The organism is Rhizobium sp. BT04, from assembly GCF_030053135.1.
Lineage (GTDB): Bacteria > Pseudomonadota > Alphaproteobacteria > Rhizobiales > Rhizobiaceae > Rhizobium > Rhizobium binxianense.
The window spans coordinates 4481532-4495146 of the sequence record NZ_CP125652.1 but is presented as its reverse complement, the minus strand read 5'-3'; the positions used below and the strand labels follow the sequence as shown (position 1 = coordinate 4495146).

The 13615-nt window shown below is 61.9% G+C and carries 17 protein-coding genes; 11 read left to right on the top strand and 6 right to left on the bottom strand.

The features are described 5' to 3' along the window. Positions 1-28: 28 nt before the first annotated feature. The 8 genes from QMO82_RS30375 to QMO82_RS30340 all read left to right on the top strand — a co-directional run bounded on the left by QMO82_RS30375 (position 29) and on the right by QMO82_RS30340 (position 5101). Entirely contained in the window at positions 29-445 is a 417-nt protein-coding gene (locus QMO82_RS30375; protein WP_183606349.1) for an NUDIX hydrolase, read from the top strand. A gap of 59 nt (positions 446-504) precedes the next feature. Beyond that, positions 505-939, top strand: coding sequence for a TIGR02301 family protein (locus tag QMO82_RS30370; protein WP_183606348.1), 435 nt, complete (start codon positions 505-507; stop codon positions 937-939). Between the two features lie 103 nt (positions 940-1042). Next, a complete protein-coding gene (locus tag QMO82_RS30365; RefSeq protein ID WP_183606347.1) occupies positions 1043-1300 on the top strand; it encodes a hypothetical protein in 258 nt (85 codons plus the stop codon). An 18-nt stretch (positions 1301-1318) separates the two neighbouring features. Continuing rightward, a complete protein-coding gene (locus QMO82_RS30360) occupies positions 1319-2077 on the top strand; it encodes a hypothetical protein (RefSeq protein WP_183606346.1) in 759 nt (252 codons plus the stop codon). Positions 2078-2174: 97 nt separating this feature from the next. Beyond that, positions 2175-3020 (top strand): folate-binding protein YgfZ, encoded by an 846-nt coding sequence (locus QMO82_RS30355; protein WP_183606345.1) that lies wholly within the window; start codon positions 2175-2177, stop codon positions 3018-3020. Further along, positions 3017-3625 carry an HD family hydrolase gene (locus tag QMO82_RS30350; protein WP_183606344.1) on the top strand — a complete coding sequence of 203 codons (609 nt, stop codon included), beginning with the start codon at positions 3017-3019 and terminating at the stop codon, positions 3623-3625. The genes QMO82_RS30355 and QMO82_RS30350 overlap by 4 nt, the downstream gene beginning before the upstream one ends. Further along, positions 3622-4152, top strand: a complete 531-nt coding sequence (locus QMO82_RS30345; RefSeq protein ID WP_183606343.1) for a tyrosine phosphatase family protein — start codon at positions 3622-3624, stop codon at positions 4150-4152. The genes QMO82_RS30350 and QMO82_RS30345 overlap by 4 nt, the downstream gene beginning before the upstream one ends. 58 nt (positions 4153-4210) lie before the next feature. Beyond that, positions 4211-5101 carry a mechanosensitive ion channel family protein gene (locus QMO82_RS30340; protein WP_183606342.1) on the top strand — a complete coding sequence of 297 codons (891 nt, stop codon included), beginning with the start codon at positions 4211-4213 and terminating at the stop codon, positions 5099-5101. A 44-nt stretch (positions 5102-5145) separates the two neighbouring features. On the opposite strand, the gene QMO82_RS30335 is transcribed toward QMO82_RS30340, so the two are convergent. Further along, positions 5146-5661, bottom strand: a complete 516-nt coding sequence (locus QMO82_RS30335; protein ID WP_183606341.1) for a superoxide dismutase family protein — start codon at positions 5659-5661, stop codon at positions 5146-5148. Positions 5662-5789: 128 nt separating this feature from the next. Further along, the gene (locus QMO82_RS30330; protein ID WP_183606340.1) at positions 5790-6143 is read right to left on the bottom strand and encodes a hypothetical protein; all 354 of its coding nucleotides are present in this window, start codon (positions 6141-6143) and stop codon (positions 5790-5792) included. A 425-nt stretch (positions 6144-6568) separates the two neighbouring features. On the opposite strand from QMO82_RS30330, the gene QMO82_RS30325 reads away from it, so the two are divergent. From QMO82_RS30325 to QMO82_RS30315, 3 genes are all read left to right on the top strand, one after another. Further along, positions 6569-8473 carry a bifunctional diguanylate cyclase/phosphodiesterase gene (locus QMO82_RS30325; RefSeq protein WP_183606339.1) on the top strand — a complete coding sequence of 635 codons (1905 nt, stop codon included), beginning with the start codon at positions 6569-6571 and terminating at the stop codon, positions 8471-8473. A gap of 134 nt (positions 8474-8607) precedes the next feature. Continuing rightward, a complete protein-coding gene (locus tag QMO82_RS30320; RefSeq protein WP_183606338.1) occupies positions 8608-9252 on the top strand; it encodes an HD domain-containing protein in 645 nt (214 codons plus the stop codon). Between the two features lie 74 nt (positions 9253-9326). Then, positions 9327-10184: an MOSC domain-containing protein gene (locus QMO82_RS30315; RefSeq protein WP_183606337.1), complete on the top strand. Its 858-nt coding sequence runs from the start codon at positions 9327-9329 to the stop codon at positions 10182-10184. 3 nt (positions 10185-10187) lie between these two features. Here the strand turns inward: QMO82_RS30315 and QMO82_RS30310 are convergent, their stop codons facing one another. The 4 genes from QMO82_RS30310 to QMO82_RS30295 all read right to left on the bottom strand — a co-directional run bounded on the left by QMO82_RS30310 (position 10188) and on the right by QMO82_RS30295 (position 13570). Further along, positions 10188-11183, bottom strand: coding sequence for an aldo/keto reductase (locus tag QMO82_RS30310; protein WP_183606336.1), 996 nt, complete (start codon positions 11181-11183; stop codon positions 10188-10190). Between the two features lie 111 nt (positions 11184-11294). Further along, on the bottom strand, positions 11295-12065 hold the full coding sequence (recO, locus tag QMO82_RS30305) for a DNA repair protein RecO (RefSeq protein ID WP_183606335.1): 771 nt from the start codon (positions 12063-12065) through the stop codon (positions 11295-11297). A gap of 124 nt (positions 12066-12189) precedes the next feature. Next, complete coding sequence (locus QMO82_RS30300; protein WP_183606334.1) at positions 12190-12675, bottom strand: hypothetical protein; 486 nt, start codon at positions 12673-12675, stop codon at positions 12190-12192. A gap of 142 nt (positions 12676-12817) precedes the next feature. Next, positions 12818-13570 (bottom strand): Crp/Fnr family transcriptional regulator, encoded by a 753-nt coding sequence (locus QMO82_RS30295; RefSeq protein WP_183606333.1) that lies wholly within the window; start codon positions 13568-13570, stop codon positions 12818-12820. Positions 13571-13615: the final 45 nt, after the last annotated feature.

Below are 13615 nucleotides of genomic sequence, written 5' to 3'. Positions count from 1 at the left end.
ATGGGCGACCACAGCAAGAGCAGACCCGATGACCTCCACCGCCAAAGCCGCCTCGTCCGCCATTCTCGAACGCGACGGACGCTTCCTTCTGGTATTGCGGCGCAACTCGCCTTCCGCCGACATGTATGCCTTTCCCGGCGGACGCGCCGAACCGGGTGAAACGCCGGAGGAAACGGCATTGCGGGAATTCCGCGAGGAAACCGGCATTTTCGCCCGTAATCCGCGGCTGTTTTCGACCTATGACCTGAAGACGCATGCCGCCGACGGCAGCATCAACAGCCATTTCCTGCTGTCGGTCTTTCGCGTCGATGCGGATGAGGACGCCGTGGCCGAAGCCGCCGACGATGCCGCCGCTCTCGGCTGGTACACGGTGGAGGAAATCCGGCGATTGCCCGTGCCGCAGAGCGTGCTCGAATGCGCGGAGCGGATTTCGGGCGGCGAATAGAAGTGGAAACTTTCAGGCGCGCCTTGTTGCCGTCATGCTCAGCGTATCAACTGTGAAGCATGATTCCCGTGCGACGCGTTTTCCTGTCTCTGCCCGTGCTGGCCCTCGTCTTGGCCGGCCCCACTATGGCGCAGGGCAAGAATACGCCGCCTCCGCAGACGCAGGAGATTGCGCCGCCACCAGCCGCGACCGTGCCCTATGACGACAAGCTGGCGCGGCTCGCGGAGGTGTTGGGTTCGGTGCATTATCTCAGAACGCTCTGCAAGGCGGCAGGCGGCGACGAGTGGCGAAGCGGCATGCAGCAGTTGCTCGATTCGGAGACCGGGGGCGAGCCGCAGCGTCGGGAAAAGCTCACGGCGGCCTTCAATCGCGGCTATCGCGCCTTCGCCTCGGTCTATACCGATTGCACCCCGGCGGCCATCGTGGCAGAAGGGCGCTACCGTAACGAAGGTGCAACACTCGCCACAGAAATTACCTCGCGTTTTGGAAATTGACGTTTAATTAACCTGTTTTCGCATGCGGACGTGTCGTTTTGGGAAAAGGCTGTTAGTGTTGTTAACGGTGCAGTAAGACATGAGAAGTTCTGAGGAAAAAACAATGGAAGCAAGCCTCAACGAGATCGACGACATGATCGTCCACGAAAAGATGCAGGCGGCTCTGGAGTACCAGAACGAGGCTTGGGCCGACGGCATGGCCGACGGAATCGAGCCTGAAATCATCGCTGATGCAGCCATTGCGCATGCACTGAGAGAGACCATCAGATTGCACGGGGAAAACAGCGCCGAAGCCTTGCTGGATTCGCTGCGCGAACGCATGCTTGCCGGCGAATTTTCCGCCAACCGCACCCTGCAATAATTGTTATCAGAGAGTTTGATGCGCACCGGTAAAGAGAAAGTTTCGCGAATTCCGCTCGCGCCGGTGCTGCTTGCGTTCAGCCTCGCCGCCGGCAATATTTGCCTCGCGCCGGCAGCCTACGCGCTTTCCGAACTGCACAAGATCCCCGGCCAGGCGGCCAATGACGCCCCGGCCGCGCAGGGAAGCGCTCAGGGACAGAGCCAGCCGCAGGGTGGGACCGCTTCCGGCGTTCCCATGGCCGATCCGCTGGTCAACAGCCAGAACAATCAGGGTGTCGACAAGACGCCGGGTGCTCAGGATGCTTCCAAGCCGGTGGAGGTGATCTACGACATCAGCAAGGCGCCCGAGCCGGTTCGCAAGATGCGCGAGCAGATCGTCGAGGCGGCCGCCTCCGGCGATCTCGAACGGCTGCGACCGCTGATGGGCACCGGCACGGAGCAGACGCAGGTGACCGTGGGCGAGCCGACCGACGATCCGATCGGCACGCTGAAGGATCTTTCGGGTGATCCCGATGGAGACGAGATCCTCGCCATCATGCTCGACATCATCTCGACCGGCTTCGTGCATGTCGGCCAGGGCACGCCTGAAGAAATGTATGTCTGGCCTTATTTTGCCGAGAAAGACTTGAAGTCGCTGACGCCGCCGGAGCGCGTCGAACTGCTGCGCATCGTCACAGCAGGCGATCTTTCCGACATGCAGGAATTCGGCGGGTATAATTTCTATCGTCTCGGCATCAAGCCCGACGGGAAATGGAAATTCTTCACCGCCGGCGATTGACGCCGTCCTGCCTGCGCCCTTTACCTCTCGCATGGCGCTTGCGATCCATCCTGCAAAGACATACCTCTGAGCGATGACCAACGCGACAGGTTCCGCCATGCCAGCCGTATTCCTGAAAGACCGCTCATTGCTCCTTGTCAGCGGCGCGGAAGCTCAATCCTTCCTGCAGAACCTGATCACCACCGATATCACCGCGCTTGAACCCGACGAAGCGCGGCCCGGGGCATTGTTGACGCCGCAGGGCAAGATCCTGTTCGACTTCATGATCTGGCAGGACGGCGAAGGCTTCGTGATCGAAACGGATGCCGATCAACGCGATGGCCTGCTGAAGCGGCTGACCATGTATAAGCTGCGCGCCGCCGTCACACTTGCGCCAAGCCCCGAAGAGGGCGTCACCGTTTCCTGGGGCGAGGATGCCGATGGCAGCCAAGGCGTCCGCGACAGCCGCTTCGCCAAGGCGGGCGTCACGCTGATCCGCCGGCCCGGCAAACATGGCGACGGCGCGCAAGCGCTCTACGACGCGCTGCGTGTCAGCCACGGCATCGTCACATCGGGATCGGACTTCGCCCTGCAGGACGCCTTCCCGCATGACGTGCTCATGGATTTCAACGGCGGCCTCTCCTTCAGGAAGGGCTGCTATGTCGGCCAGGAGGTCGTCTCGCGCATGCAGCACCGCGGCACCGCGCGCCGGCGCGTCGTGACCGTCTCCGCCATTGCAGCCTTGCCAGGCACGGGAACCGAGATCACCGCCGCCGGCAAGCCGGTGGGAACGCTCGGCTCGGTCGAAGGCGACCATGGACTTGCCATCGTGCGCATCGACCGCGCCGGCGCCGCGATGGCGGCAGGCACGCCGCTGCTCGCCGGCGAAATACCCGTTTCCCTCGTTCTGCCGGCATGGTCCGGCCTTGCCTTTCCCACCAGTGCCGACGAGGCCAGCGCGTGACAGTGGCGAAAGCTCCGCGTGCCTGGCAACGCATGCTGTCCGGGCGCAGGCTCGACCTGCTCGATCCCTCGCCGCTCGATGTCGAACTGATCGACATCGCCCATGGGCTGGCGCGTGTCGCCCGCTGGAACGGCCAGACGTCAGGCGATCATGCTTTTTCGGTGGCCCAGCATAGTCTCGTCGTCGAGGATATTTTTCGCCGCTTCAACGAGGCGCGCCCGCAGGAGTGTCTGATGGCCCTGCTGCATGATGCGCCGGAATATGTGATCGGCGATATGATCTCGCCGTTCAAATCGGTGGTCGGCGGCGGCTACAAAACGGTGGAAATGCGGCTGGAGGCCGCCGTACACCTGCGCTTCGGCCTGCCGCCGCATCCCTCGCGCGACCTCAAGGACCGGATCAAGAAAGCCGACACGATCGCTGCCTATTTCGAGGCGACCGTGCTGGCCGGCTTCACACCCGCCGAGGCACAGAAATTCTTCGGCCAGCCGCGTGGCATCAGCAGGGAGATGCTGATGATCGAGCCGCTGCCGGCGATCGAAGCGCAGCGGTTGTTCTGCGAACGCTTCGCGGCGATCGAGGCAGAGCGGACGATGGTGTCATGAGCTTCATCGTCGTCTCGCCGCTGTCGCGCATCGCGGAGATGGCCGTGCGCCATAAGGCGCGTGACATGATCAGCCTGATCGCCAAGGAACAGGCCTTTCATCGGCCGGGCGTGATCGCGGCCGACCGTCATCTGACGCTTTGCATGAACGATATCACTTTCAAGGGCACCGGCGGTCTCGTGGCCCCCGACGAGACGCATGTCCGCTGGCTTATCGACTTTGCCGCCTCGTGGCGGCAGGAGACGCCGCTGCTCATCCATTGCTGGATGGGCGTGTCGCGGTCGCCGGCGGCAGCCCTGATCGCAGCACTCTCGCTCGCGCCGGATCAGAGCGAGGAACGGCTTGCCCGTCGGTTGCGGATCGCCTCGCCTTTCGCGACTCCGAATGCCCGGCTGATCGAGATCGGCGACACGCTGCTTAACCGCGGCGGCCGGCTGGTCGCGGCGGTGCGGGCAATCGGACGCGGTGCCGATGCCGACGGCAACGCGCCCTTCGTGCTTGATATCAGGGACGCCGCCTGCGGTTGACGCTGCCGCCAGCCGCTCCATCTAGCCCCCGACCACGCAGAATCGACAGGGCCAGATCATGCAACAACAGGCAGCCGATGTTCTTCTCGCCACGCAAACAGCGCTCAGCCAGGCGAGCGCACTGGCGGTGCAATATTCCTTCTCCGTCCTCGGGGCGGTGATCCTGCTCGTTCTCGGCTGGACGCTTGCCGGTTTTGCCAGCCGCTGGGCCTATGAAGGCCTGTCGCGCGTCCATGGCATCGACGAAACGCTGGCGCGATTCTTCACCAATGTGCTGCGTTACGCGCTGCTCATCCTGGTGTTCATCACCGTGCTTGGCCAGTTTGGCGTCCAGACCGCCTCAATCATCGCCGCCCTCGGCGCAGCAGGCCTGGCGATCGGGCTGGCGCTGCAGGGAACGCTGCAGAATATTGCCGCCGGCATCATGCTGTTGATCCTCAGGCCGTTCCGCGTCGGCGAATATATCGAGACCAGCAGCGTGGCGGGCACGGTGCGTGAAATCGGATTGTTTGCAACCGAACTCAGGACTGCCGACGGGCTTTATCGATTGGCGCCGAATTCGACGCTCTGGAACACGCCGATCACCAATTTCAGCCGCGAGGCCACCCGGCAGAACGAGGTGAAGATCAAGGTCGCCTACGAGGATGACCTCGATCAGGCGATGGAGAAGTTGATGGGCCTTGCCAAAGGCGATGCGCGGGTGCTGACGTCACCGGCACCCAGCGTCTTCATCGACAGCCTCGGTGACAGCGCGATCTTCGTGACGCTGCGCTATTGGGCAAAGACCGGCGACTGGTGGTCGCTCAGCCGTGACATGGTGAAGCGCGTGAAACTCGCCTTCGACGAGAAGGACAGTCCGGCCACGCTATCGGATGCTTCCGACGCAACCCCGACAAGGAAGTCCAACGGCAGGGCGGCGGCCGAAAAGCCGGCGCCGACGCGGCAATGAGACACGACGGCCGCCGTGCCTTTGCATGTCGATGCTGCAGTCGGCTATTGAATGACGCCGCAGGACAATCTTTCCCCGGCATCGCCTGAGGGCTGGCTGCGATAATCATCCGAATTGGCGTGCACCATCAATGCGCGGCCGCGAATGCCGTCGGTCTTGCCGTCGAGCGTGACCATGCTGTCGAAGATCTGCGCCCGCAGCACGCCGTCCTGTCCGACATATTGATTGGGCATATCGCCGGCATGCGGCCCCTTGGCAGCAAGAATGCCGTGCTCGGCCTTGCCGGGGTTGAAGTGACCGCCCGCCGACTCGTGATGGGTCGCGGCGTCGCAACGGCCGGTCTCGTGAACATGGAAGGCCACCCATTTGTTCGCCGGCAGTCCGGATATCTCGACTTCGATCAGCACGCCGCCACTGGCGGCAGCCGTCAACTGCGCGCGGCCGTCTTCCTTGCCGTCTTTGTCGACGAAATTGGCGATCGCCGTCTGCTTGTCCTGAGCGCCCGCCGGCAATGCAACTGCAAGCAGGCTAAGGGCGGCGATGGTGCGCATGGCTTTCATGGAGATCTCCTTCCGTCCGGTTGTCCTTCTGAACGTATCAACCCGGAAGGTGTTCCTGATGAAGAAATATGCCACGAGAAAAGCCGGCCTAACGGCCGGCTTGCAGATCACCCGAATCGGCAGGCCGTTCAGGCGACGGCGTCGAAATCGAACTGGCCGTAGGTCTTGCGATAGAGATCCTCGGGCTGGTCGCCGGTCGCCGGCGCGGTCTGTTGCAAGGGATAGGAAACGGCGATGCTGCTTGCCGTGCCGCCGTCACGCGTGTCCATCATCAGCGCTATCAGGCTGCCGGAAAACTTCGGCTGCGTCTCGCCGGCCTTATCTTCTTCGAGGAGTTCCTTGATGATGCCGGGCTTCTTATCGGCGGCACGTTCGCCGCGGCTGAGTACGCCGTCGCCATTGGCATCAAGCCGCGAGAGCGTCGCCAGATATGCGTATGACGTGTCTGAAACGGATGTGGTGCTGGTCATACAAACCTCCATTCACCGCCTTTTGCCGGTGGTGTTTGTACGCAATACGAAGGTGGAAAATCATTGTTGACTCGCTGGTTAAACTGATTTGCGCAGTGCGTCAATAAGTTGTTAACTTCTGATTAACGATGATTGACAACAGTTAACGAAATGCCGCGGGGCCAAGCTTCCTCCCGCGCCAAACGAGGGGAGCTCGGGGTATTTCAGCGATTTTTCACATATAAAACAAATGTCTAACGACGTGCCGTCGCTGCTGCACTGCAACCGAATATTAATCCGACCCAGCCAGAATGGGCGTTGCAAGACACTACCCAGACGTTCAGCTTATAAAAAATCAATTTGGTGTTCATTTTAGGAAGGATCTCCGAGGCAATGAGGTACGTCCATCAAAAGAAGACGCCCATTGTCGTCGCAGCCGTCCCGCAAGAAGCATCCACATGAAAGCTGAAGCGCTCTTCTGGCAGCAATGCAGCCAGGCCGTCACGGCCGATGGAACGGTCGACGCGCAGCGTCTGATGGAGCTTGTGATCGCGACCTATCGCGTCCATGAAAATGACTATGACGAAATCGAGAGAAGCGCGGAAACGCTGTTGAGGGAAAACCATGCGCTGAGAGGCAATATATCAGCCCTCAGTCAGGCATTCGACGGACAGCAAAGGCTCTTCGAAATCATCCTCAACAACCTGCCGCTCGGTCTCAGCGTCTTCGACGCCGACCAGCGGCTGACGCTTTCCAACATTCGCTTCGGTCAACTCTTCGGCCTGACGCAGGACGATGTCGTCGTGGGCGTGACGATCACCGATCTCATCGGCAAAATGCGCGGGATGGAGGGCACCAGCGCCAAGCACGGCCGGCGAACGAGGCGACATTCCGCTGTAACCGTCAAAAGCAGCGGTATCCGTCGGCGCGAATGGCTGATGGACGACGGCCGCACCATCCAGAGCATGGTGACCATCCTTGCCGACGGCAGCAGCATCGCCATTCACGCCGATATTACCGAGGATCGAAAGGCGGCCGAGCGTATCACCTATCTCGCTCACCACGATCCGCTGACCGGCCTTCCGAACCGCATCCATTTCCGCGAGCAGGTCGATGCGACGCTCATCGAGCGCAAGCCGGATGAGCAGATCGCGCTTGTTCACCTCAATCTCGACCGGTTCAAATCGATCAACAACACGATGGGCGTGTCGGCCGGCGACAAGATTCTGCAGCAGGTCGCCGAGCGCATCCGAGCCTCGGTCGGTTCGGAGAACGCCCTGGCGCGCCTCGGCTCGGATGAATTCGCCATCCTGCAGACCGGCGGACAGCAGCCGTGGAACGTGACTGCCCTTGCCGAGCAAATCCGCCGCGCGCTTTCCGAGCCGTTTTTCCACAGCGAGAAACAAGTGGAGCTCAGCGTTTCCATGGGGATCGCAATCGCCCCTGATGATGGCGAGGAAACCGATATCCTGCTGAAGAATGCCGGCGTGGCGCTATCGCATGCCAAGGCGGACGGGCGCAAACGCGAGCGTTTCTTCGCCGGTGAGATGGAAGTGCAGATGCAGCTGCGCCACGCGCTCGAGGCAGACCTCAGAGCAGCCGTCGAGAACGAGGAATTCGAGCTGCACTACCAGCCGCTCTATGACCTCCGGCAGCGGCGCATCTGCGGCTTCGAAGCCCTGATCCGCTGGAACCACCCGATCCGCGGCCGCGTCCCGCCGATGGATTTCATTCCACTCGCCGAAGAGGTCGGCCTCATCGTCGATATCGGCCGATGGGTTTTGCGCCGAGCCTGCAGCGATGCGGCGCAATGGCCGGAGGGCATCAAGGTCGCGGTCAACGTTTCTGCAATCCAATTCAGCGGCAGCGACCTGACAAAGGACGTCGGCGAAGCGCTTGCCGCCGCCGCACTGTCGCCGTCGCGGTTCGAACTCGAAATCACCGAGAGCGTGCTGATGGAGAATCTCGACGAGGTGCTGCCGATCCTGCATGCGCTGAAGGAGCGCGGCATCCGCATTTCGATGGACGATTTCGGCACCGGCTATTCGTCGCTGAGCTATCTCTCGAGCTTTCCCTTCGACAAAATAAAGATCGACAAATCCTTCGTCAACGACATCGCCGACAACAAGGAGGCGCATGCGATCATGCACGCAATCATCCTGCTCGGGGATGCGCTCGGCATGCGCGTCACCGTCGAGGGCGTCGAGACGGCCGAGCAACTGGCGCTGCTCGAATGCGAGGAATGCGACGAAATCCAGGGCTACCATATCAGTCCGCCGAGACCGGTGCGTGACGTGCCCCACCTTCTCGCCCTGCCGCCGAAGAACGGCGGCGTGACACGTCTTCCTAAAACCAGGCGCTGAGATTCGCTCGATTGCGACTCGCACGGCAAGCCGCTAGACAATCGGCTGCGATTGCCGAGGCCTCTCTGTTGCATGCTTTGGCCGGCATCGGCTTGCAGCCTATGCTTTTAACCTTCCTCATAACAGGTGGCGCGATGTTCGAGGCTGAAGCCTTCTCCCCTCACGAAACGCTGGCGGCGGCGCTGATTGCGCATGCGGCCGACGGCGACGACGGCTCGCACGATCTCGCCCATATCCTGCGCGTCTTCCGCAACGCCATGCGCATCCATGCCGAGGAAGGCGGTGACGGGCGGGTTCTTGCCGCCTCCGTGCTGCTGCACGACTGCGTCGCCGTCGAGAAGAATTCGCCGCTGCGGGCAAAAGCATCGGCTCTGGCGGCGGAAAAGGCATCGGCGATCCTGGCAGAGCTCGGCTGGGGAGAGGCGGATATCGAGGCTGCCGCGCATGCGATCACCGCGCATAGTTTCTCAGCCGGGGTAGCGCCGCAGACGCTGGAGGCAAAGATCCTGCAGGATGCCGACCGGCTGGACGCGATCGGCATGGTCGGCGCCGCCCGCTGTTTCTATATCGCCGGACGACTGGGATCGGGGCTTTACGATCCGTTCGACCCAGCGGCGGAGCATCGCCCGCTCGACGACAAGCGTTACGCCATTGACCATTTCCGGACGAAGCTGTTCAAGCTGGCGGAAGGGTTCCAGACCGAGACCGGCCGCAGGCTGGCGGCCGCGCGTGACAAAAGCCTGCGCGATTTCCTCTCGGCATTCATGGATGAAATCTAGAGCGGGTCAGCTTTTCAGCGAATCGCGGAGAACCGCTCTAAGTTTTTATTTTTACGCGATTCCAGGAGAACGGCATGCGTATCAGCGACCTCTTCATCTACCCACTCAAGAGCGCCCGCGGCATTGCGCTGCCCGCCGCCGAGATCGATGCCCACGGACTGTCCGGCGACCGGCGGGCAATGATCACCGACCCCAAGGGTCATTTCATCACCCAACGCGAATTGCCGGACCTCGCGCGCATCGCGCTGCGGCCGGAACCCGGCGCTTTCCGGCTGCTGATGGAGGGAAAACAGGAAATATCGGTACCGCCGCCTCGGCCTGACACCCGCATGGATGTGACCGTGTGGAAATCGACTGTCAGCGCCGCCGTCGCCGATCCCGACAGCAACCGCCAGCTTTCCGAATGGCTTGGCCGCGAGGTCCGGCTGGTCTTCTTCGATGGCCAGGCGCGGCGGACGGCGAATGCCGAATGGGCCGGTGAAGGCACGCCGGTCACCTTTACCGACGGCTACCAGATCCTGGTGACGACGACCGGCTCGCTGAGAGCTTTGAATGCCGATCTCGCCGCCCATGGCGAAGGCAGCGTCGGCATGGAACGCTTTCGACCGAACATCGTCATCGATATCGACGAGGCTTGGCCGGAGGATCGCTGGGCGGCGATCGAAATCGCCGGCATCCGCTTCGATCTCGTCAAGCCCTGCTCGCGCTGCATTATGACGACACAGGACCAGTTGACCGGCTCACGCGAGGTGGCCAACCCGATGCCGGCCATGGGCCGCATCCGCATGTCGGCCGACCGCCGCGTGCCCGGCCCACTCTTCGGCTGGAACGTCACGCCGCGCGGCAGCGGCAGGATCACGACCGGCGACAAGGTGAAGATCATCGAGGCGCGGTCGGAGGGCTGGGCGATGAAGGTTCGCGCACGGGGGTAGGTCTCACGCATGCCCGAGCGCTGAATCGATCCCGGCCATGACGTCGGCCGGCAGCGGTCCTTTTTCCAGCGCGCCGGCATTTTCTTCCACCTGGGCGACGGTGCGGAAGCCCGGAATGGGCAGGGTGCGCGGCGACCTCGCCCAGAGCCAGGCAAGCGCCCCCTGCGTCAGCGTGCGGCCGCCCGATGTCAGGAGATCGCGGACGGCATCGAGCCTCGCGGCGAATTCCGGGGCCATGCGCCCGTCCTTGAAATAGACCATCCAGTCGAGGGCCGCACCGCGCACATCCTTGGCGCCCACCGCCTTGTCGGCGGTGAACTTGCCGGTCAAGAGCCCCATGGCCAGCGGGCCGCGATTGATGGAGATCAGTCCCTTCCCTTCGATCACCGCAATCATCTCCGGCACCGGCTCGAACACGTTCATCGTGTGCTGGATCGAGACGTAGCCCCGGCGGCCTGCATGACGGGCAGCGCGATCAGGAAAATCGGTGCTCCAGCCGAATGCATCGATCTTGCCTTCGCTGCGCAGCGCCTCAAGCGTATCGAAGACGGCATCCGATTGTTCCAGCGGAAAGTCATTGATGTGGAACTGTAGGAGATCGAGGCGGTCGCGCTTGAGGCGGTGCAGCGAGGTCTCGACCGAACGGCGGATAAAGGCCTCATCGGCGAAGGCACCGGTGGCCTGCTTGGTTTGCGGATCGGTCGCGAAGCCGAACTTGGTGGCGACAATAACGTCGTCGCGATTGCCGAGTGCCCGGCCGAGCACATCCTCCGAGTGGCCGGCACCGTAGTTTGAGGCCGTATCGAAGAAGCGGATGCCGAGTTCGATGGCACGGTCGATCGCTTCGACGGATTCATCGTCGTCGACTTCCCCCCAGCCGAGCGGCGTGTCGCCGGCAAAGAAGGGACCGCCGATCGCCCAGCATCCCATGCCGAGACGCGGAATTTCGCGGCCGTTCCAGAGCGTGATCGTCGTCGGTGATGCGGTCTTGGTCAGCATGAGATCCTCCCCGGTTGGCGTCTCCAAGACATAGGAAGGGCTCCCATGCGGGTAAACCGCCAAATCCGGAGGATGTTTTGCACCGGTAAAAAATGCCCGAAAGAAAGGAAGTCAGGCGGAAATACCATTCGGACCGGAAAGCGTCCGCAAGGCTGGATTGAGCGCCTTGAGCGCCGCCTGAACGAAACCGTCACGGGCCGCCGCCGCCTCGATGCCGCGCGGTTCATAGACGTGGCGATGCAGAAAGAATCCCGTCAGCCGGAATGCCGCTGCGAGACTATCGAAGTCCGCCGCATGATTGCCTTCGATACTGAGGAAGGGTGGCAGGAGCAGCATCTTGTCCGCCCAGGGGGCGCCGGCGCTGCGGCTAACGGCGCGGCCGGATTTCGGCGAGACATAGACGAGATCGGAACGGGCGCCGGTCGCGGCGCATTCGGCAAGATCGAGGCCGAAGCCGAGATCATTCAGCACCGCAAGTTCGAAACGCACGAAGAGTTCGCCGGCATCGGCCGGGTTGTGCAGGTGATCGAGGATCACTTCGAGCGCATCGAAGAGGTGCGGATGCGGATCACGCTCCGGCAGCAGCCGCAGCAGCGCGCCCATCGCCTGGACACCGTAGACAGCGGTCGCCGTTTCCATCAGGCGGGCGGCGCGCAACGTCACCGGCTCGACGCGGAATTCACCGAGATGCTCGTCTAACCTGGCGCGCCAGAGGACCTCGACGGCATTGCCGGCCTGCAGCACCGGCTGCATGGCGCGCGAGCGACCGGAACGCACCAGGCCGAGATGGCGGCCGCGATCCCGCGTCATCACCTCGGCGATGACACTCGTCTCGCCGTGGCGCTTGACGCCCAGGATGATCGCATGGTCCTGCCACTGCATCGAAAGAAGTCCTCACGGCTGACGAATCCATCCTACTGCATAATTCAACGCGTGACAGCGTCCTTTGCACGTCTGAAAGACGCGCGTCGCTGTCGGCAAGGCCTGGATTCTGTCATGGACCGTGTCAGGCTACAGCCGGGAAAAGCCTCTGCAGGAAGTCGCGCATCGCTGTTTCGTCGAACGGCTTCACCAGAAGCGGTATGTGCTGCAGGTCGGGCGGGAAATCGCCTGTATCGGAATAGCCGCTGACGAAGCCGAAGGGGATGCCGATATCGAGAAGATGACGGGCAAATCCGAAGCTCATGCCCTCGCCGAGATTAACGTCGAGAAGGGCGAAATCATATGTCTCCGCAGCGATGGCAGCCCTTGCCTGTTCCACACTGCCGACGATATCGATGCCCTCGACCCCGGTAAGGCGCAGCATATCCTCCGCCTCCATCGCGATGATCAGACTGTCTTCAAGAACCAGAACACGGATTGCGCTCATGATTCCATGCCCCCCGTCGGGCGCCTGTCGCAGCGCCCCGGCCGTTTCCCCAACATCATTGCCCTCCGGTGCCCCGCATGGCACGCTATCGGTGAATTCCGCCACCACTTTTGAATAAAACATTTTTCTGCCCGGTCGATAAGAATCAAATCGGAGGAACGATGATGGCCAACCTTATTTTTCCTGATGCTAATGCGCATTTAAAAAAGACATAAGCAAGGGGTTTGGCTACTGCATGACGCGGCACACTTCCGGGCGATAAGCATCAGATGAAGGGACGTTTGCCCTCTCCAAGCCCTTCCCAGCCGGAAATGGCCATCAATTCCTCGCCGTTCAACACCTCACAGCCGCGCTCCTGCCAGCGGATCAGCCCACGTTCACCTAGCTTTTTCAAGGTCTTATTGGTGTGAACGATGGAGAGGCCAAGGGTATCGGCAATGTGCTGCTGGGTGATGGGGATGAATGTACGGCCGTTGAAGAGGTTAAGCTTCCGGCCACGCTCAAACAGGAAAGCGATCAGGTAGGCTGCTCTTTCCAGCGCCGTGCGGCGGCCGATGGAGAGCAGATGCTCATCCAGAATGCGTTCCTCGCGCGCCGCGATCCAGGTGATGTCGAAGGCGAGCGAGGCGTGTTTGTTATAGAGCGTCATCAGCCTGGCGCGCTCGAAGACGCAAAGGGAAACCGGTGACAGCGCTTCGACCGAATGCTGCATCTCACCGGCGATCGTCCCCTGCAGGCCGATCAGATCGCCCGGCATGATATAATTCAGAATCTGGCGGCGCCCATCCTCCAGCATCTTGTAGCGAAAGCCCCAACCGGACAGCACCGTGAAGAGGTGCGCGCTATGGGCACCCTCGACGAGGATGGTGGAACCGGCATCGACAGCTAGCTCACCCCTCTTGAAGCTGGCGACGAACTCCAGCTCGTCGCGGCTGAACTCCCTGAAATGCGGCAGCGGCCGCAAAGGACATTGCTGGCAAGGGGTCTTGAAAGAATTGATCGATCTCGACGTCACCATATTTGCCCTTGCCGTCGCAAAACCGGCGCGCCAACGTTGGCGCGC

Coding starts and splice junctions, on each gene's coding strand:
- QMO82_RS30375 (WP_183606349.1), top strand. CDS start 29: ATGACCTCCACCGCCAAAGCCGCCTCGTCCGCCATTCTCGAACGCGAC.
- QMO82_RS30370 (WP_183606348.1), top strand. CDS start 505: ATGATTCCCGTGCGACGCGTTTTCCTGTCTCTGCCCGTGCTGGCCCTC.
- QMO82_RS30365 (WP_183606347.1), top strand. CDS start 1,043: ATGGAAGCAAGCCTCAACGAGATCGACGACATGATCGTCCACGAAAAG.
- QMO82_RS30360 (WP_183606346.1), top strand. CDS start 1,319: ATGCGCACCGGTAAAGAGAAAGTTTCGCGAATTCCGCTCGCGCCGGTG.
- QMO82_RS30355 (WP_183606345.1), top strand. CDS start 2,175: ATGCCAGCCGTATTCCTGAAAGACCGCTCATTGCTCCTTGTCAGCGGC.
- QMO82_RS30345 (WP_183606343.1), top strand. CDS start 3,622: ATGAGCTTCATCGTCGTCTCGCCGCTGTCGCGCATCGCGGAGATGGCC.
- QMO82_RS30340 (WP_183606342.1), top strand. CDS start 4,211: ATGCAACAACAGGCAGCCGATGTTCTTCTCGCCACGCAAACAGCGCTC.
- QMO82_RS30335 (WP_183606341.1), bottom strand. CDS start 5,661: ATGAAAGCCATGCGCACCATCGCCGCCCTTAGCCTGCTTGCAGTTGCA.
- QMO82_RS30330 (WP_183606340.1), bottom strand. CDS start 6,143: ATGGAGGTTTGTATGACCAGCACCACATCCGTTTCAGACACGTCATAC.
- QMO82_RS30325 (WP_183606339.1), top strand. CDS start 6,569: ATGAAAGCTGAAGCGCTCTTCTGGCAGCAATGCAGCCAGGCCGTCACG.
- QMO82_RS30320 (WP_183606338.1), top strand. CDS start 8,608: ATGTTCGAGGCTGAAGCCTTCTCCCCTCACGAAACGCTGGCGGCGGCG.
- QMO82_RS30315 (WP_183606337.1), top strand. CDS start 9,327: ATGCGTATCAGCGACCTCTTCATCTACCCACTCAAGAGCGCCCGCGGC.
- QMO82_RS30310 (WP_183606336.1), bottom strand. CDS start 11,183: ATGCTGACCAAGACCGCATCACCGACGACGATCACGCTCTGGAACGGC.
- recO (WP_183606335.1), bottom strand. CDS start 12,065: ATGCAGTGGCAGGACCATGCGATCATCCTGGGCGTCAAGCGCCACGGC.
- QMO82_RS30300 (WP_183606334.1), bottom strand. CDS start 12,675: ATGTTTTATTCAAAAGTGGTGGCGGAATTCACCGATAGCGTGCCATGC.
- QMO82_RS30295 (WP_183606333.1), bottom strand. CDS start 13,570: ATGGTGACGTCGAGATCGATCAATTCTTTCAAGACCCCTTGCCAGCAA.